At 67.4% G+C, this 17,484-nt stretch carries 14 protein-coding genes and 3 pseudogenes; 9 read left to right on the top strand and 8 right to left on the bottom strand.

The window, feature by feature from the left end; translation table 11 throughout:
• Positions 1 to 52: 52 nt before the first annotated feature.
• Positions 53 to 961: an NADP-dependent oxidoreductase gene (locus AMK21_RS19180; RefSeq protein ID WP_073879516.1), complete on the bottom strand. Its 909-nt coding sequence runs from the start codon at positions 959 to 961 to the stop codon at positions 53 to 55.
• A gap of 243 nt (positions 962 to 1,204) precedes the next feature.
• On the opposite strand from AMK21_RS19180, the gene AMK21_RS19185 reads away from it, so the two are divergent.
• Complete coding sequence (locus AMK21_RS19185) at positions 1,205 to 2,053, top strand: helix-turn-helix transcriptional regulator (protein WP_073879518.1); 849 nt, start codon at positions 1,205 to 1,207, stop codon at positions 2,051 to 2,053.
• Positions 2,054 to 2,122: 69 nt separating this feature from the next.
• Here the strand turns inward: AMK21_RS19185 and AMK21_RS19190 are convergent, their stop codons facing one another.
• Positions 2,123 to 2,680, bottom strand: coding sequence for a DM13 domain-containing protein (locus tag AMK21_RS19190; protein WP_073879520.1), 558 nt, complete (start codon positions 2,678 to 2,680; stop codon positions 2,123 to 2,125).
• 241 nt (positions 2,681 to 2,921) lie between these two features.
• On the opposite strand from AMK21_RS19190, the gene AMK21_RS19195 reads away from it, so the two are divergent.
• From AMK21_RS19195 to AMK21_RS34370, 6 genes and pseudogenes are all read left to right on the top strand, one after another.
• Positions 2,922 to 4,199 (top strand): APC family permease, encoded by a 1,278-nt coding sequence (locus tag AMK21_RS19195; protein ID WP_073879522.1) that lies wholly within the window; start codon positions 2,922 to 2,924, stop codon positions 4,197 to 4,199.
• Positions 4,200 to 4,531: 332 nt separating this feature from the next.
• Positions 4,532 to 4,879, top strand: coding sequence for a hypothetical protein (locus AMK21_RS19200; protein WP_073879523.1), 348 nt, complete (start codon positions 4,532 to 4,534; stop codon positions 4,877 to 4,879).
• A gap of 210 nt (positions 4,880 to 5,089) precedes the next feature.
• A complete protein-coding gene (locus tag AMK21_RS19205; RefSeq protein WP_234421977.1) occupies positions 5,090 to 5,434 on the top strand; it encodes a hypothetical protein in 345 nt (114 codons plus the stop codon).
• A gap of 370 nt (positions 5,435 to 5,804) precedes the next feature.
• Entirely contained in the window at positions 5,805 to 7,298 is a 1,494-nt protein-coding gene (locus tag AMK21_RS19210; protein WP_073879525.1) for a B12-binding domain-containing radical SAM protein, read from the top strand.
• Positions 7,299 to 7,359: 61 nt separating this feature from the next.
• Complete coding sequence (gene leuE, locus AMK21_RS19215; protein WP_073879527.1) at positions 7,360 to 8,016, top strand: leucine efflux protein LeuE; 657 nt, start codon at positions 7,360 to 7,362, stop codon at positions 8,014 to 8,016.
• Positions 8,017 to 8,302: 286 nt separating this feature from the next.
• Positions 8,303 to 8,416, top strand: a pseudogene (locus tag AMK21_RS34370) (IS5/IS1182 family transposase); the annotation flags it as partial.
• 55 nt (positions 8,417 to 8,471) lie between these two features.
• Here the strand turns inward: AMK21_RS34370 and AMK21_RS19225 are convergent.
• The 3 genes from AMK21_RS19225 to AMK21_RS19235 form a co-directional block, all read right to left on the bottom strand.
• A complete protein-coding gene (locus AMK21_RS19225) occupies positions 8,472 to 9,479 on the bottom strand; it encodes a recombinase family protein (protein ID WP_073879529.1) in 1,008 nt (335 codons plus the stop codon).
• A gap of 493 nt (positions 9,480 to 9,972) precedes the next feature.
• Positions 9,973 to 10,602 (bottom strand): GTP-binding protein, encoded by a 630-nt coding sequence (locus AMK21_RS19230; RefSeq protein ID WP_073879531.1) that lies wholly within the window; start codon positions 10,600 to 10,602, stop codon positions 9,973 to 9,975.
• Positions 10,603 to 10,789: 187 nt separating this feature from the next.
• Positions 10,790 to 13,921 (bottom strand): Tn3 family transposase, encoded by a 3,132-nt coding sequence (locus AMK21_RS19235; RefSeq protein ID WP_073879533.1) that lies wholly within the window; start codon positions 13,919 to 13,921, stop codon positions 10,790 to 10,792.
• A gap of 129 nt (positions 13,922 to 14,050) precedes the next feature.
• Between AMK21_RS19235 and AMK21_RS19240 the strand changes: the two are divergent.
• Positions 14,051 to 14,714 (top strand): annotated as a pseudogene (locus AMK21_RS19240) (transposase family protein); the annotation flags it as partial.
• A 10-nt stretch (positions 14,715 to 14,724) separates the two neighbouring features.
• Here the strand turns inward: AMK21_RS19240 and AMK21_RS19245 are convergent.
• The 3 genes from AMK21_RS19245 to AMK21_RS35140 all read right to left on the bottom strand — a co-directional run bounded on the left by AMK21_RS19245 (position 14,725) and on the right by AMK21_RS35140 (position 15,761).
• Complete coding sequence (locus AMK21_RS19245; protein WP_234421978.1) at positions 14,725 to 14,961, bottom strand: hypothetical protein; 237 nt, start codon at positions 14,959 to 14,961, stop codon at positions 14,725 to 14,727.
• Positions 14,962 to 15,444: 483 nt separating this feature from the next.
• A complete protein-coding gene (locus AMK21_RS19250) occupies positions 15,445 to 15,627 on the bottom strand; it encodes a hypothetical protein (protein WP_073879535.1) in 183 nt (60 codons plus the stop codon).
• Positions 15,621 to 15,761 (bottom strand): hypothetical protein, encoded by a 141-nt coding sequence (locus AMK21_RS35140; protein WP_158070724.1) that lies wholly within the window; start codon positions 15,759 to 15,761, stop codon positions 15,621 to 15,623. The genes AMK21_RS19250 and AMK21_RS35140 overlap by 7 nt, the downstream gene beginning before the upstream one ends.
• A 151-nt stretch (positions 15,762 to 15,912) precedes the next feature.
• Here AMK21_RS35140 and AMK21_RS19255 point away from each other — a divergent pair.
• Positions 15,913 to 17,218: pseudogene (locus AMK21_RS19255) on the top strand (ISL3 family transposase).
• Positions 17,219 to 17,484: the final 266 nt, after the last annotated feature.

Consider the following 17,484-nt stretch of genomic DNA (forward strand, 5'->3'; position numbering starts at 1 on the left):
GCGTAAGGGGCTGGGAGCGCGCCGGATCGTCCGGGGTCGCTCCGATCCCCGGTCAGAGGCTGAGCACGAGCTTGCCACGGACCTGGCCGGTCCTGCTGATCAGCTGGGCTTCGGCCGCCTTCTCCAGGGGCAGGACGTCCTGGACCTCGACCCGGACCGCTCCTGAGTCGATGAGCTGCCCGATGCGGCGCAGCGCCTCGCCGTCCGGAGCGACGACGACGCGCCGCCCTGTGATACCGGGGATGCGGTACGTCTCGTCGATCGGTTCCGGCAGAGTGATGAGCACGCCGCCCGGACGCAGCGCTCGCCACGACTCCTGCTGCGTCCGGCCGCCGACGGTGTCGATGACGACGTCGACCGGTTCGACGGCGTGCGGATGCTCCTCCGTGCGGTCCAAGGGCTCGTCGACGCCGAGCCGGCGCAGAAAGGCCAGGTTGCGCGGTGAAGCGGTGGCCGTGACATGCGCCCCGCGGGCCTTGGCGAGCTGAACGGCGAAGTGGCCGACCCCGCCCGCGCCACCGTGGATCAGAACGCGCTGACCGGCGGTCAGCTGTGCGGCGTCGAGCGACTGCCAGGCGGTCAGGGCCGCCAGCGGGACGGCCGCGGCCTGCGCGAACGACAGCTCGACGGGCTTGGGGGCGACGGCTGAGACCGGCAGGACCGCGAACTCCTGATAGGCCCCGGCATACGGCAGAGGCAGCATGCCGTACACCTCGTCACCGACACCTGGGCCGTCGGCCGTCGTCGTCGTGACGACCGTCCCCGCCACATCCCAGCCCATGCCCAGAGGGAAGGGGCGGTCCGTACCGACCGCTCCCTCTCGGAACTTCCAGTCGACGGGGTTCACGCCGGCGGCCCGCACCTTGATCAGAAGCTGTCCGTCGGCAGGGTCAGGTACCGGTTGCTCGGTCAGTTCCAGAACGCTTTCGTCGCCGTGGCGGGAGAGGGTTACTGCTCGCATGACCGGTGCTCCAGAGGGAGGGAACGAGCCGGCACCGCTGGCGGCGACGGCCGTGCGCGGTGCGCACTGAGCTCAACCGTGGACCGAGGGGGCCCTGCTGACCAGTACCCCGTCAGTACCCCCCGTCGCAGTGAGGAGCGGGGTACTGACGGGGTACAGGGCAGCGCGTTCCGGGGAGGGCATACTGACGCGGAGGCGCGGGGGCGGACTGCGTCGCGCTGTGCGAAAGGAGCCGGGGGAGCCGTGAAGCAGGCACGTGAGCTGGGCAGGTTTCTTCGTTCACGGCGATCGCATGTGACGCCTGAGGCCGCGGGCGTTCCGGCTCTGGGCCGGCGGCGGGTGCCCGGACTCCGCCGCGAGGAGGTGGCGGGACTCGCCGGAGTAAGCACCATCTACTACACGCGCCTGGAGCAGGGGCGGGCGACCAATCCCTCGGACTCCGTGCTGGAGGCCCTGGCGCGTGTGCTGCGACTGGACGCGACCGAGTGGGCCCATCTGCACGATCTGGCGCACCCTCCGCAGCGCCCGCGGGCCGAGTCGTCGACCCTCGGGGTCCGACGGGTTCGTCCGGATGTCCGTCGGTTGCTGGATGCGGTGGGTGCGGTGCCCGCCTACGTTCTCGACCCCGGCATGGACGTTCTCGCCGCCAACGAGCTCGCTCTGGCCCTGGTGCCCGGCCTGGCCGGTGCCCCGGCAGGCAAACCGAACATCGCCCGTCACATCTTCCTGGACGCCAAGGCACGCAGCCTGTACCCGCAGTGGGATCAGGTCGCGCGTCAGACCATCGGCTACCTGCGCTTCTCCGCCGCACGCCACGTACACCATTCCCGTCTGGGGCACGTCGTCGCCGAGCTCAGTGCGGCCAGCCCCGAGTTCCGGATCCTGTGGGCGGCTCAGGAGGTTCAGGAGAAGACGTACGGCACCAAGAGCTTCGAGCACCCCCTGGCCGGGCGATTCGACCTCGCGTACGAAACCCTTTCCTTCCCGGGCGACGAAGGCCAGTCACTCGTCATCTTCTCGGCCGTCCACGGCTCCGCGCAGAGCGCCTTGAAGCGGCTGAGCGCGTCGCCGATGGAATATCCACAGCGGTAGGAAGCCTTACGGCAGCCCGGCCGCAAACTGCGCGGCGTTCCTCCCGAACTGACCGCTCTCGTCTGCCGATCAGACCTGGGTGAGTTCCGCGGCACCGAAGGAGACACCGAAGCGGGCGCACCACACACTCACGCTGGTGAAGTCGGAGAGTTCCGCGCCGGCGGGGAGGGCGTAGTTCTGGTTTCCCTTGTTGCCCTTGAGTTTGCCGAGGCTGATGTACTTGCCGTCATCGAAGACTCCCCAGCCTCCCCTGCCCGCCTTCACCGGCGCATCGGTCAGCCACACGTGGAGGTCGGGTCCGTTGCTGGTGTCGAGGTTCTCCAGTCGTAGCGTATGCGTGCCATCCGCCAGACGAACGATCTTCACGGCCCCGGTGGTGGCGTGTTCATGACTGATGAACCTCCCCGCCGCGACGGTCACCGGTCCCGTGGGCGGCGCCGGGCTCCCACCGGGCGAGGCCGGTTCCGCCGGCAACGTGACTGCTGGTGAGGGCAAGGACTCCAGCACCGTCTCGTCCTGCCACAACTTCCACGGCTGAAACAGGTACAAACCGGCGACGACCGCGGTGACAACGGCTACCGCGATGCCTGTCACTATCAGCTTGCTCGTTCGCCCTTTGCGCACCATGAGACCGCTCCCTCTTGTTCAGGTGTCCGCCCGAGAGTAATCGCGAGGGGCACGCTCATGTCACCAGGCGTCAACCACCACCTGCACGGCGCGGCCACACTCGCTGGACCAAGATCGTCGGGCGGCTCGGTCGTGTGAGGCGCGGAAGTGCGGCGGAACCGGACCCCGCTCCCTCATATATCGTCTACCGATATCACTACCCGTTACATGCGTACGGCTCTGTCACCTGGGGAGTTGAGCAGTGGGCAAGCAGCCGCCGACCGAGGGGACGCCGCGGCAGTTGCGGCGGCGGCTCGGTGTGTTCGACGCGGTGGTCATCGGTCTGGGCGCGATGATCGGCGCAGGCATCTTCGCCGCCCTCGCTCCGGCGGCGGAAGCGGCCGGAGCCGGGCTGCTGCTCGGTCTGGGCCTGGCCTCGGTGGTCGCCTACTGCAATGCGACGTCCTCAGCCCGGCTCGCCGCGCGCTATCCGGCCTCCGGCGGCACCTATGTATACGGCCGCGAACGCCTTGGCGACTTCTGGGGGTACCTTGCCGGCTGGGGCTTCGTCATCGGGAAGACCGCTTCCTGCGCGGCCATGGCCCTCACGGTCGGCACCTACCTGTGGCCCGGTCAGGCACACGCGGTCGCGGTAGCGGCTGTGGTGGCGCTGACCGCGGTGAACTATGCGGGGGTGCGGAAGTCGGCCTGGCTGACTCGGGCCATCGTCGCGGTCGTCCTCGCGGTCCTGGCAGCACTGGTCGTCGCCACGCTTGCCTCCGGCGAGGCTGACGCCGTTCGTCTGAACAGCGGCTCGGAGGCCGATTTCACCGGTGTGCTCCAGGCAGCGGGACTGTTGTTCTTCGCGTTCGCCGGATACGCACGCATCGCCACTCTCGGCGAGGAGGTCCGCGACCCTGCCCGTACGATCCCCCGCGCCATCCCCGTCGCACTCGGTATCACCCTGGTCGTCTACGCCGTGGTGGCCATCGCCGTCCTGATGGTGCTGGGCCCGGAGAGGCTGGCGGACGCGACCGCGCCGATGTCGGACGCCGCACGAGCCGCGGACGCGGAGTGGCTGGTCCCGTTCGTGCGCGTCGGTGCCGCGGTCGCGGCGCTCGGCTCGCTGCTGGCGCTGATCCTCGGCGTGTCCCGTACGACTCTCGCCATGGCCCGTGACCGGCACGTGCCACATGCCCTTGCGGCCGTTCATCCTCGTTACCAGGTGCCCCATCGGGCGGAACTCGCGGTCTGTGCCGTGGTGGCAGTGCTCGCCGCGACGGTGGACGTTCGCGAGGCGATCGGCTTCTCCTCCTTCGGAGTGCTGGCCTACTACGCCGTCGCGAACGCCTCGGCCTGGACACTCACCTCCGCCGAGGGCCGCCCCGCGCGGATCGTTCCCGTCGTCGGCCTGGCAGGGTGTCTGGTCCTGGCCTGCGCCCTGCCCCCTTCCTCGGTGGTCTCCGGTGCCGCGGTCCTGGCCGTCGGGGCAGCCGCCTACGGCATCCGCCGCGCGCTCGCTTCCCGTCGCACGTCATAGGACCGGACGACGGGCGCTCAACGGGCGGCGCAGGCGGCTCCGGCATGCGTCCTTGCCTGTCAGGCACAGGGGGCAGGACTGGGCCGCATGACGAAGGCCGGCCCCGGACTACCGCTGGGGCGCCGCGCCCGACGAACTCCCCGACGTCATGTGACGGGTCGGCTTCCACTTCGACCATGACGATCCGGAAACGGATCTGTCCTCACCAGCGGCGGTCGCTCCGGTCGAGCACCTGACGGGCGCCACCATCACTCCCACGCTGCTCCGGGCCACGACGCTCACCTGCGCCACCCTACGAATCCGCTGAGTCCATGATCTTGACCGTGCCATTCATGGAGCGGTCTTGGAGTCGGCCCTGGAGCGGACGCGCCGACCCGACCAACCGCTTCGGATGTGACAGGGAGTGGACGGACCCTCCCGGCAAGGACACGCTGTCGGCCGTCTGCGGCGCATCCTCGATCAGCGTCTCCGTCGACGCGGCCGGAGACCTGAGGATCGCAGGGTTCCGGCAGGACAGCCACTACCTCAGATCCGCCTGGGACCGGATCTACAAGCCGATCCGCTCCCACAACGAGGGCCTCAACGGCCGCTGCAAGGGCGCCTACATGGACATCGGCAACCTCATGCACCGTCGAGCACCCGGCCAAGTGGCCCAGAAATCCTCATCACGCTCATGGTGACCATCAAAAACCTGGACATCCTGGAAACCTGGCTCTACGAGCGCCACCCCGAACGGGCAGCGAACGACCCCCGAAACGACGAAGATCTCGCCCGATCTTGCGATCGGACGGGATCTCGTCACCATTCTTGAGCTAACTTGCAGGCGCCGCCGCCGATGTCAGTGGCTGGCAGTTGGAGGAGGCCATGACTGTCCACACGCTGGTGGCCTTGTGCCCGACCCCGATGTTCTGCGCGCCCGCTGTCGGGCACTGGCACTGCTCGATGCCATTCTCGACGCGGACGCTCCCACCCACTCGTTCGTCTCCGACTGGCGCGAAGGCATCGACCTGGCATTCATGGACAACGGTTCTGGTGACCAGTACGCCGTCGTGTTCGATCCGGCCGGGGTATTCCTCTACGGGTTCGATCACGAGAGTGATGCCACGCCATGGCGAGAGTGGCCCCGCGCGCATTGGCCTGGCCTCCTCGACGGTCTGCCCCCGTCGCTCGCGCACTATCCGGCGGCACCGGAGTTCCAATTCGAGGACCGGACTTCTTCGACCATGACGCCGTAGCGGCCATCCTGGCTGGGGCGTCGCTGAGCCACGGGACGGTGACCTCGTTGTCCTCCACGGCCGACTTCGAAACGGTGGTTGTGCAGGCCCGCACGCTGGGCTGTGCCGTCCCGGATCAGCCTGCACTCTGACTCCGTGTAGATTGCCCCTCCCCTACGCGCCACGGTTGGCATCCGGCCATTGAGCTTCTTCGCTCCAGTGTCTTGATCACGTGTTCATGTGGCCGAATTGAATCGGGGCGTCCAGTTTCAGCCCCGTGCTGGCTGGTTGATGCCTGGTGCACGAATATTCCGCATGCAAATGTTTATGATCCGTCTGCACGGGTGCCCTACTCAACCGTCCAATTCGCTCTCCTGCACCAGGTGATGAAATGACGCTGAAGGTACTACTCGCTAACGCCCCCAATCCCACAGACAATAGGAACGCCTCGAACTACGCCTGCTACCCGCACATAGGCATCATCCAACTCGCCACGGCCACGCGAGAGGCCCTGGGGGATCGTGTCGACCTCCGCGTCGTTGATGGAGGCATCAGCAACACCGAGACCGTGCAGCGTGCCGTTCGGGCCTTCGCACCCGATGTCGTCGGCGTCAGCGCACTGACACCGACCTACTCCGAGGCCCTCAAGGTCGCCGAAACCGCCAAGGCCTGCGGGGCCGAGGTAGTCCTTGGTGACGACCACGCGATCTTCTTTCCCGAAATGATCCTTCGCAATCGGCCCCAGGTCGACTACGTGATAGCTAACGACGGCGGCGAGATTCCGTTCGTTGAACTGATCCGCGCCCTGCTCGACGGCACCAGCATGTCGGAGGTGTCCTCGCTCGCCTACCGGCGTGAGGGTCAGGTACATATCAATCCGGCACCGAAGTATGCGCTCTCACTACGCAACACGATTCCGGATTTGTCCTTTATTGAGGACGTGATCGACGTCTATGCCGACAATTACCGAGCACAGTTCGGCCACCTCCACGGTCACCAAGTGCGACCAGTGACCGTGAACAACGCACGCGGCTGCGAGAACGGCTACAAACGCTGCACCTACTGCTCCATCGCAGATTTGACCGTCAACACGGGTGATCCCCGCGAGTTCTGGAAAACAATCGACCAATACAACCGCGAGCACGGAATCAATCTGTTTTTCGAGGTCTACGACAGCTTCACGGCCAGCCCTCGGTACGTGGACGCTCTCATCGACGCCACCCCGCCGCACCTGAAACGCCGTATCGATGACGGCGAACTGCAGGTTATGGTGTACGCGCGCGCCCTTGGGCTGACCAAACGCAACAATGTCGACAAGCTCCGGCGGCTCGGTGTCACACGTGCCAACATCGGGCTGGACGCCGCCGACCCTGAAATGCTCGAGGCGCAGCGAAAGAACAAGACCACCGGCGAAACCAATCTCGAAGCCATCCGCATGCTGAACAAGGCGGGCATCTCGGTGCATGCCTCCTACATAGCCGGCGCTCCGGGAGAGCGACCGGAGACGCTGGACCGCACCATCGCCGGGATCCGGCAGATGCTGAGCGAAGTAGAGCTCTCCTCGGTTGAGTTCTCACGCTTTATTCCGTTGCCGAACAGTCCGGCCTGGGATCTGCTCGTCGACTACGAGCGGCCAAACTTCTTCAAAAGCACCGCCGAGATCGACGACTATTTGGCTGTCCTCGGAATCACCGTGACGCGGGAGGACCGGGAGGAAATGTTCGTCAGGTTCGGTGATCAGGACTTGCTCGACATCGACGAGCTGGGCGCTTTCTGGGCGGACAACTTCACTCACATCAGTGAGAAGTACGCTCTGGGGCGCATCGCTGAAGTAGATGAGATGGTGAGCGCGCACAACGTGCGAACGGGCAACAACGTCGGATAGCCGCCACGCCTGTGGCGCGGCCTCCCGCCGAGCACAGACAGGCGAAGAGAAGGGTGCTGGAATGCTGGGAGTGGAGAATCTGCTGACCTATGCACTGGGCGCGCTGCTGATCATTCTGCTGCCCGGGCCGAGCTCCCTGTTCACACTGTCGATCGCCGCACGGCTGGGTGTCAGAGCCGGCTATCGTGCAGCGGCAGGGGTGTTTCTGGGCGAGACTCTGCTCATGGTGGCCACGGCAGCCGGGCTCGCCTCGCTTCTGCAGACCAACGAGCTGCTGTTCTCCGTCGTGAAGTACGCCGGCGCCGGCTACCTGACCTGGATCGCGGTAGGCATGATCCGGGCAGCCTGGGCGATGTGGCGACGCCGCAACGACACTAGCGCTGAGGGCGCCGAGGCCGCCCCTGACCCGTCATCGGGCGGAAGACTGTTCCGACGCTCGTTGGTGATCACTGTCCTGAACCCGAAAGCGATCTTGTTCTTCATCTCGTTCTTCGTTCAGTTCGTCGATCCCCAGTACGCTTACCCGGCCCTGTCCTTCGCGCTGCTCGCACTCGTCTATCAGGTCATCAGCATCGCCTACGTGACCGCGTTGATCCTCGCCGGCACGTATCTCGCCGCGCAGTTCCGCCGCCGCCGAAAGTTGTCAGCGGGCCTTACGACGGGGGCGGGAGCGCTGTTCCTCGGTTTTGCTGCGAAGCTGGCCACAACGAGCAACTGAACGTGCCCCTGGGCACCCCGGCCGCCCTGCTCGTCGGCTGAGGTCGGCCACGTGAAGAGACCCATGACCGTAGACACCGATACGGCGCCCAATCGAGTCCGAGTGCGGCGAGCGCGGCGAGCGCGGAGAGTGTCCGGGAGCGGTCTTTCTGATCAGCAGTTGGGGTCTTATTGAGCTTCTTCGAGCTGGCCACCGATTGGGTGATGAGCCGGGAACGCAACGAGCGAGGCCCCCGGGCTGTTGATCGAGATGTCTGACGTCTCGATCACCTTGCTCGGGGGCCTCGTTGGTCATCCATCCTGCCGTACTCGACCTGCCGCATGCACTCGTGGAGTGGGTCACCATGCTGATCATCACCCGTCAGGGCGACCGACGCTGCAACGGCCTCGGGGAACAGCGGTACAGCGGTTAACGCTAAGCCGGTGATCATGGGCTCGGTGCAGGTGGGAGCAGGTCTATCGCAGCTCGGCGTTCGGGTGGGGCTGGGCCTGGAGCCGTTCGCGTAGCTCGATCTCCTCGGCGGTGAGCGGCTCTCCGGGCTGGCGGATGCGTACGGGCTTCGGCCTCAGGCGCAGGCCGTCGTCGGCCGCGGTGGCCTCGGCTTCCGCGAGGGCCCGGTAGAGCGAGGCGACCGACGGGGACTTGCCCGCGTTCTTGCCCACCTTGATGGTGAGCTTCTTCGCGATCTCGGGGACGGGGACGCCCTTGTCCTTGAGCGCGACGGCGAAGGTGAGCATGTCGTCGTCGATGACCTTCGGGCGTCCGCCGTGGTTGCCCTTGGATGCGGCGATGACCTGGCCTTCGAGGGTCTTCTCCCGGATGTAGTTGCGCTCGATCTGCCCGGCCACGGCCAGGACGGCGAAGAACATGGCGCCCATGCCGTTGGGGTCGTAGATCCCGGTGAGCGGGCCGGTGAGGAGTTCGAGCTGGATGCCGCCGGCCTGGAGCTCGGCGGACAGTGTCATCAGCTCGGCCGCGTTGCGCGCGAGGCGCTTGAGCTCGTGCACGGTGAGGATGACGGGCGTCTCGGGGGCGGCCTCCTTGAACTGGTGGGCCAGGGCGAGCGCCTTCTCCAGCTCGGGTCGGACCTTGACGCGGGTGCTGATCTGTTCCTTGAAGACCTTGTGGCACTCCGCGCGGTGGAGGGCTTCGAGCTGGCTCGCCAGCTCCTGGCGCGCGGTCGAGGTCCTGGCGTAGCCGATGCGGACCGGGCGCTCGGTGCGGGGTGCGGGCACAACGGCGAGCGCCGGGCACTGCTTCCACGCACGGCCGGGGTGGCGGTCGGCGGGGACGAGGACTTCGAGTTCCTCGCGGAGCGCGGGGACGAGTACGAAGCGGGGGGTGTGGTACTTCGCGGCGGTCTTCCCGCCGCGGGTGCGGCAGGCGGAGCCGGCGGGCGCGTCACAGTTCGGGCAGTCGTGACGTTCTACCGCCGATGCGGCCCGATCGGGCGTGAGATCCATCCTGGAAGTCTCTCAGAAGTGCCTCGCACAACGTGCGGGTTTCGAGAGGACTTTCGCGAACGGCGACCTGCGGAAACGTGATCACTCCGGGGGCTCTCGCAGAACTCTCACAGATGAACATTTATGAGAGGCATCGGAGTCTTGGTTCAGACACCAGCCGCAAGTAGCGAGACGATCACGTGCTCGACGCCGCGGCGGCCTGCTCGTTGTGTTTGCGGAGCATTCGGTTGACGGTGGCGGGTGAGGGGTCCAGCCGGGGTGAGGTCGAGGCCACAACCGCTGGCCGGTGCCGTAGCAGCCTCATCGAGCCGTCGGCCCCGGGGCCCTTGCCTGGATCGTCCGGCCCGTGCGCGCAGGCGGCTTCGGTTCATGGAGGAGCTGGCCCGTTCGGGCTGGAGGGCCATGGGGTGATGGCGGCCTGGGCAGGGCGGCTCCGCCGTGGTTCGCTCGCGGTGGCGTGCGTGGGCCCCGACGGAGCCTTGAGGCCCAGCGGCTAGGACGGCGGGAAGTACGGGAAGGAGCTGTCGAGTGTGTCGCCAAGTTCGGCGATCGACTGGCAGGCTTTGTCCACGGTGCCGTCCGCAGCCTCGATGAGCGCCTTGTAGGCGCTGCCCTTGATGATGGGGCTGTCCGCAGGGTATCCGCAGGCGTTCAGCAAGTCGACGACCTCGATCTCCACCAGCTCGATCAGCTCGGGATTGACCACGTCCACTTTGTTGAGGAATACCACCAGATGCTGAATGCCGACCTGGCGGGCGAGCTGGATGTGTTCGTGGGTCTGCGGCCCAGTGCCGGAGTCTGCGGCCACCACCAGAATTGCGCCGTGCGCCTGCTCCGAGCCTGGTACCAGGGATTCGACGATGTCGGCATGGCTGGGGAAGTCCAGCAGGGTGTAGCGCCGGGCCGTTTGCTCGAAGTCGACCCGGCGCACATTGACGGTGTTCCCGTCGTCCCGCTTTTCCGAGGCGCCGTCAATGTCCGCATAGGACGAGACCTTGCTGCCGGTACGGAGGCCGGCTACTGCGGAACAGGCTGCCGCCAGCGTCGTCTTGCCGTGGTGAATATGCCCGAGCAGCACCACAGTCAGGTTGGGCGTGGTCTGCTCGAAGGACGTGCTTGCCATGCGGGCTTTCTCACTTTCGTCATGGAGCGTCGGGGCAGCCCGACTGGCAGCCCCTGACGCCATACCGCCAGATCGCCTCTGACGAACAGAACGCGCCGGCGGCACGGGCTAGGACGAGCTTCTCGACCAAGGCCGTCCCTCGCCCGGACAACGAATCGGCTCCCGGCAGGAGACGCCCAGCGGGCCGCTACTCCTGGTCGTCCTCATCGAGCCCGAGCCCGGCCGCGTCCGGATCGCGCAGTGGGCGCAGTGCGCCGGCGGCCGAGGTGGAGGCGGTGAAGCTGTAGCGGCCGAGCACGTTGAGGTTGCGGTGCTTGAGCGGGGAGAGCCGGGCGATGTCCTCGCCTGGGATCTCGTGGCCCTCGGCTTTCAGCTGGGCGACGGCGGCGTCGATGTAGCGGGTCGTCCAGAGCACGATGGCGTTGAGGACCAGGCCGAGCGAGCCGAGCTGGTCCTCCATGCCGTCGCGGTACGCCTGGTGGATGGTGCCGCGCTTGCCGTGGCACACGTCGCGGGCGAGCTTGTGGCGGGACTCCTGCACGGTGAGCTGGCGGTTCATCTGACGGCGGTAGGTGTCGTCGACCGGGTCGACCATCCGCAGCAGGTGCTCGGTCTTGGCGATCCGCCCGTACTCCGCGAACGCCTGCCCCAGCGGGGTCGGGTGTCCCTCGCGGCCGAACATCCGCAGCAGGTCGTAAGCGCGGACCTGGTTGGTGACCAGAGAGCCGGCCACCCGGAGCATGTCCGGCCACCACGTCTCGATCTTCTTCAGGTTCACCCGGTTCCGTGCGAGCGGCTCCAGGACTCCATACGTCCCCGTCCCCACGCCGGGCATCGTGGCCCGCCAGAACCTCTGGTCGTCCAGGTCCTTGAAGCGGGGGCTGAAGTTGTAGCCCAGGATCTTGAAGATCCCGAACACGATGTCGGAGTAGGAGGCGTTGTCGGTGGCCACCATCTCCGGCTTGCGCCCGCCGTCCAGGTTCAGCAGCGCGTCCAGGATGTGCAGGGAGTCGCGGGGCGTTCCGGGCACGACCATCTGCCCGATGCCCGCGACCTGGTCATTGACGGCGTTGAGCCAGGTAATGCCGCGCTTGAACCCGAAGTACTTCGGCGACGGCGCCGCGCTGATCGTGCGCACCGGGACGACGAACCGCAACCCGTCGACCGAGGCCAGCAGCCCGTCCCCCCAGAACTGCACGATCGGCACCTCGGACTGGGCCTCGATCAGCATCGCGTTCGCCGCGGCGATCGTGTCGGCGCGTAGGTAGAACTGGTCGACGTGGACCAGGCGGGAGCGGGTCAGGGCTTCGTGGCCGGGGTTGGTGACCGGCGTCATGCCGATGTTGCACGCCTCGCTCACCAGCAGCGCGACGACCGAGGTGGTCAGGTCCTTCATGCGGGTGGTGCCGTCGCCCAGGTGCACAAAGGCGTCGAGGAAACTGGTCCAGGAGTGGACCTCGAAGAGCAGGTCCGGCAGGTCGATCTTCGGAAGCATCTTCTCGACCCGCCCCCGCAACCAGGCCAGCGACTTCGGCTCGCCGAGCGCGCCGAGCTTCTCCACGTTCAGCTTCACCCGGCCGTCTCGCTGGACGTCGAGCGACACCTTCGCGTCCTTGCCCGCCGACTGAAGACGCTCGGCCATCTGCTTCCAACCCGCGTCCAGGGCCCGCACCAGCTCCGCCAGGTGCTCGGTGACGGGCATGTCCAGGCTCAGCCCGGCCAGCACGTCCTCGCACACCGCGTCCCACGCCGCACCGTCCAGAAGCCGGGCGCGCGGGTCGGACCACCGGTGCGACGGGGAGGCGAACACGTTGCGGTTGTTCAGGGCCCGGTGCAGCTGCTCCAGCACGCACACCACATACGCGTCCCGGTCCACCGACCCCTGAGGCAGCTCGGCATTCGCGTACACCGCCTTGCGCCACGCGGCCGGCACCAGCTTGTCGTCCACCTCGCGCGGCAACAGCGGCTTGTCCTTCACCCGCCGCCGCGCCAAAGCGGGCAGCCGCTTCACCCCGGCCAGCACCCGCGCGCCGCCGGTCGACGCCGCCAGCGCCTTCGACTCGCCCAGCAGCGCCAAGAACGGGCGCACCGTGTTGTAGCGGGTGGTCAGCGCCGCCCGCAGCGCGACATCGGCCGAGTCCTCGTCCTCGGGCACCAGGGAGACCACCAAAGCGGCCGCGGTCATCACCGCCTGGCGGGGCGCGACCTCCTCGACCGCCGCCCACAGCGCCGCCGCGTCAAGATCGGCGCCGTGCGTCTCCACCAGCTCCAGTTCCTCGAACAGCACCTTCGCCGCCCGCGCGAGCGTCCGGGACGCCTTCTCCAGCTGCGGCAGCGTGGAGAGGCGCTCCTTCTCCGTGGCCCGCTTCGCCGCGCTGATCAGCCGGGTCGCCATCAGGACCTGGAACAGGTCCAGGGCCTCGTCGATGGCCTTCGCCTCCAGATGGCGCATCACCGCGGTGAGCATCGCGGTGCGCTTGGGCTCCTCCGCGCGCTCCAGGCTCGCCGCCTTCGACCCCAGCCCGTAGCGGGCCAGCGCGGCCAGCCGGTTCGGCGGGACCTGCGACAGCCGCACCCGGCCCAACTGGAATGCGCCGATCTCATCGACCCGCTCCAGTGACCGCGCGAACGCCGTGCCCGTCGTCCGCGTCGGCGGCCGGCGCAGCCGCTCCAGCTCCGAGAACCGAGCACCCTCCGGCGTCACCAGCGTGGCCACCAGGTCCCCGGGCAGCGCAGCGTCCGCCCGGTGCGCGGCCCTGGCGACCGTGGCGTGCAGCCGCTTCTCCGCGACGCTGCGAACCTCCGACACCTTCCGGGCCAGCACCGACACCCCCGGCAGCAGCACCCGGTGCCGACGCAGCCAGCCCACCGCCTGGTTGAACAGCGCCACCGGCCCCTCGGCGTGCGTCCACGCCCGCCCGTGCAGGAACGTACGGAACTTCCGCCCCCACTCCGCATCGTCGTACTCGTGGTACCCGTACGCGTCCCGGATCTCCCACGCGTGCTCGTACGCCGTCGGCTTGCGCTCGGTGTACTGCTTCACGCACGACACGTCCTCGATCCCGAGCTGCTCCGCCAGGTACTCGACCACCACCCACGGAATGTCCAGCGGGTCGTCAGGTAGGAACCGGCCGATGTAGCGCACCGTGCACATCTGGAGGGCGAACCCGAGCCGACTGTGATCACCGCGCCGCTTCGCGATCAGCTTGCGGTCCTCGTCGTCGAGGAAGAAGAACCGCTCCAGCTCCGGCCGGGTCGGCTCCTCGTTGAACCTCCCGTACGAAGCCGCCTGATCGTCGGTCAAGAACTCCACTGGCATGGACCTGACGCTAACGACGGCCGCAGCCCGCTCAACGATCTTCCGCCGAACCCCCGCGCCAAGCCGATCGCCTGTGCTAGAAGCCCATGATCACCGGCTTAGCGTTAACCGCTGTACCGATGTTCCCCGAGGCCGTGCAAGCTCCGTCCGTCCCAGCGCGCGATGGTGGCACTGGTGTACCTGCGCGAGCACACCACACTCGCGAAGATCGCCGTCGGGTTCGGGATCAGCGAGTCCACCGCCCACGCCTACACCAGCGCGGTCGTCGACCTGCTCGCCGAACGTGCACCGGGCCTGCTGAAGACGCTGCGCGAGCACGAACCCGACTTCGTCCTGCTCGACGGCACCCTCGCCGAGTGCGACCGGGTCGGCGACGGCCGGGCCGACTACTCCCACAAACACCGGCGCCACGGCGTGAACGTACAGGTCGTCACCGACCCCGGCGGCCGGCTGCTGTGGCTCTCACCCGTACTACGGGCCGCACCCACGACCTGACCGCCGCCCGCACCCACCGAATCATCCGCATCTGCGAGCGCCAGGGCGTTCCCATCGTGGCCGACCTTGCCTACCAGGGCGCCGGCCCATGGCTGACCACCGGCATCAACCGCAGACCCCTGCAGGAACTCACCCCCACCGGAAAGTCCCGCAATCAGGCACTGGCCGCAGCGCGAGCGCCCGTCGAACGCGGCGTCGCGAGGCTGAAGTCCTGGCGCATCTTCCGCAGGTCCCGATACAGCCCCAACCGCATGACGTCAACGCCAAGGCCATCCTCACGCTGGAGGGGCAACGCTGAAGAAGCTCATTCATCGCTGTTCCACATGACGGGCATGGCGCCGACGGGCTCGAACCGGATCTGCGGGTCGTTGCTCTGGACCAGGCCGATCAGGCGGCGGCGAAGTAGGGCTGCCTGGCGGGCCTGGCCCGGCGATGATGTCCAGGACGATCTGCGCCGCCTCGGGGCAGGTTGTCGTCAACCTGTCGTAGTCGCTGAAGGCGAGGACCAGTCCGGCGCCTTCGGGAGCGTCGTCGTAGCAGGTCACGTCGCCGAGGCAGTCGTTGAGCGCGTTCAGGTTGTGCCCGTAGTAGAGGTCCGGAGATCCACACGACCACCTGAGACATCAGCGCCACAAGCCTGGATTACGCACGCCCGCCGACAGCCCCAGGACGCCGCGCGCATCGGAATCACCTCGAAACCCCGGGTCGACAGCCACCGAACGGCCGTCTCCGGCACAATCCGGGTTCGGACGCAGTCTCGAACAGGCCCTGGAAACGCAGAGATCCCGTCCGATCTGAGTGATCGGACGGGATCTCATGAACTCTTCCTGAGCTAACTCAAGAACAGTCGCGTTGTCGGGTGTTCACGAGTGGGGCTGACCTGCAGCGGTACGGTCCGTTTGGAGATCGTTTCCCGCGTGGCACAAGATCGTTCCCCACCGGCGCAACGCTGTAGCCGGTCGCGGCCGAGAACACAAGGCCGGAGCCGACGATGGATTCCGTCGGCTCCGGCCGGAGGCAGTGATTCTCTACCTGTCCCGCTTACGCGTGTTGTAGTGGATTGCCCCTGCGGAGAGCGCGATCAGAGCGGCAGGGACGTAGTACGGGACAGAAGCCTGTACTCCCCAGGCGACGGACACCACGACCATTGCTGCGATCGCGGCCGCCGCTATCGCGTACGCCAGCATGACGACTGCCTTGCCTTTCAACATCTCGCCTTCCAGGGGTAGGCGTATCCCGTGTAGTAGTAGAAGTGGGTGTAGCCGAAGGTCTTTCGGTAGGTCACCGTCGTGCGACTGTAGATTCTGAGGCACTTGCCGGAGCGCTCGGCATGCCCCGCGATCATTCCAATGGTGAGCGCTGCCGCGGACAGGGCCAGCAGGATCAGCGCCGTCGGCTGGCCCCCCGGAATGAACGCGACGACCCGGGTCTGTCAAACGAGCGGGTCTGTTCCGTAGTCGGTGGTGGCGGTGAGTGCTCGCCTGTGATCATTGAGCGTGCATGATGCGAACACGCTCGTAGGAACGGTGTTTTCGGGGTTGTCGGCGTTGGTCATCGAGGATGTGGCGGACGGTGGCGAGATAGTCCGGGTGACGGCTCGGACCCGGGATGTTCCCGTTCCCTGTCCGGTGTGCGGGGTCGTGACGGGGAGGGTCCACCGGTATCACGGCCGGACGGTGCGGGATGTGCCGGTCGACGGCCGGCAGGTCGTGGTCCGGGTGAGGATGCGACGGCTGGTCTGTCCGGTCCCGGGCTGCAGGCGGCAGACCTTCCGAGAGCAGGTCCCCGGGCTTCTGGAGCGCCATCAGCGCCGCACCACACGTCTGACGGGTCAGCTCTCCGAGCTGGTCAAGGAGTTATGCGGCCGGGCGTCCGCCCGACTCGCCCGATCGCTGGCCGTGCCCGTGTCGTACGCCTCCGCCCTGCGGCTGCTGCGGCGGGTGCCCGTGCCGGCGGTGCGGATCCCGCGGGTGATCGGGGTCGACGACTTCGCCCTGCGGCGCCGACAGAGCTACGCCACGATCATCATCAACGCCGAGACCGGAGAGCGAATCGAGGTACTCCCCGGCCGCGAAGCCGCCACTCTGGAAGCCTGGCTGCGCGTGCATCCGCGCATCGAGGCCGTGTGCCGGGACGGATCGGCCACCTACGCCCAGGCGGTCCGCCGAGCCCTGCCCGACGCGGTTCGGATCAGCGACCGCTGGCACCTGTGGTACAACCTCTCCGAGGCCGTCCGCAAGGAAGTCGCCGCGCACAGCACCTGCTGGGCGAAAGCCGGCCCTCCCCCGACTGAGGGGAGACCGGCCGCCACCACCCGCGAGCGCTGGCAGCAGGTCCACGCCCTGCGCGAGCGCGGAGTCGGACTTCTGGAGTGCGCGCGTCGCCTCAACCTGGCTCTCAACACCGTCAAGCGCTACGACCGTGTCACCGAGCCCGAACGCCTCATCCGCGCCCCCAAGTACCGGCCCACCCGCGTGGATCCCTGCCGCGATCACCTGCGCAAGCGCCGACTGGAGAACCCGGCCGTCCCCGTCACCCATCTCCTGCAGGAGATCAGGGAGCTGGGCTACACCGGCAGCTCGAACCTGCTGGATCACCTCGGCCCAGGCCGAGGACCTGCCCCACCTGCATGCCTTCACCCGGGGCCTCGAAAAGGACCGCACCGCAGTCGACGCCGCCCTCACCCTGCCGCACCACAACGGCGGCACCGAAGGCGTAACCAACAAAACCAAGCTGATCAAGCGCCAGATATACGGCCGCGCGAGCTTCCCCCTCCTACGCCACCGCATCCTCCTAGGCTGACCACACCCTCCGTCACCACCGACTACGGAACAGACCCGAACGTTTTACAGTCCCGGCTCTACGAGCGCACCGGCAGCCGGCCCTACGACACCGACTTCGAGTCCATTGCGGCTGCCCCAGGTTGCGACCTGTCTTCCGTCCCCACGCCAATCGACATGGGGCGGCATCCGCCAGCCAACCTCTGATCGGGCAACGTCACAGCCACACAGCACCATCACCAGCCCCGGGCGACCGGGGCCGGTTCGTATGTCCTGGCAAGGCCCAAG

Origin of the sequence: Streptomyces sp. CB00316 (genome assembly GCF_001905595.1) — a bacterium.
Taxonomy (GTDB): Bacteria; Actinomycetota; Actinomycetes; order Streptomycetales; family Streptomycetaceae; genus Streptomyces.

What these genes read in the sequence shown, in the direction of transcription:
- AMK21_RS19180 (WP_073879516.1), bottom strand. Translation starts at nt 961, where the DNA reads ATGCGAGCAGTAACCCTCTCCCGCCACGGCGACGAAAGCGTTCTGGAA.
- AMK21_RS19190 (WP_073879520.1), bottom strand. Translation starts at nt 2,680, where the DNA reads ATGGTGCGCAAAGGGCGAACGAGCAAGCTGATAGTGACAGGCATCGCG.
- AMK21_RS19200 (WP_073879523.1), top strand. Translation starts at nt 4,532, where the DNA reads ATGGAGCGGTCTTGGAGTCGGCCCTGGAGCGGACGCGCCGACCCGACC.
- AMK21_RS19210 (WP_073879525.1), top strand. Translation starts at nt 5,805, where the DNA reads ATGACGCTGAAGGTACTACTCGCTAACGCCCCCAATCCCACAGACAAT.
- leuE (WP_073879527.1), top strand. Translation starts at nt 7,360, where the DNA reads ATGCTGGGAGTGGAGAATCTGCTGACCTATGCACTGGGCGCGCTGCTG.
- AMK21_RS19225 (WP_073879529.1), bottom strand. Translation starts at nt 9,479, where the DNA reads ATGGATCTCACGCCCGATCGGGCCGCATCGGCGGTAGAACGTCACGAC.
- AMK21_RS19230 (WP_073879531.1), bottom strand. Translation starts at nt 10,602, where the DNA reads ATGGCAAGCACGTCCTTCGAGCAGACCACGCCCAACCTGACTGTGGTG.
- AMK21_RS19235 (WP_073879533.1), bottom strand. Translation starts at nt 13,921, where the DNA reads ATGCCAGTGGAGTTCTTGACCGACGATCAGGCGGCTTCGTACGGGAGG.
- AMK21_RS19250 (WP_073879535.1), bottom strand. Translation starts at nt 15,627, where the DNA reads ATGTTGAAAGGCAAGGCAGTCGTCATGCTGGCGTACGCGATAGCGGCG.
- AMK21_RS35140 (WP_158070724.1), bottom strand. Translation starts at nt 15,761, where the DNA reads ATGATCGCGGGGCATGCCGAGCGCTCCGGCAAGTGCCTCAGAATCTAC.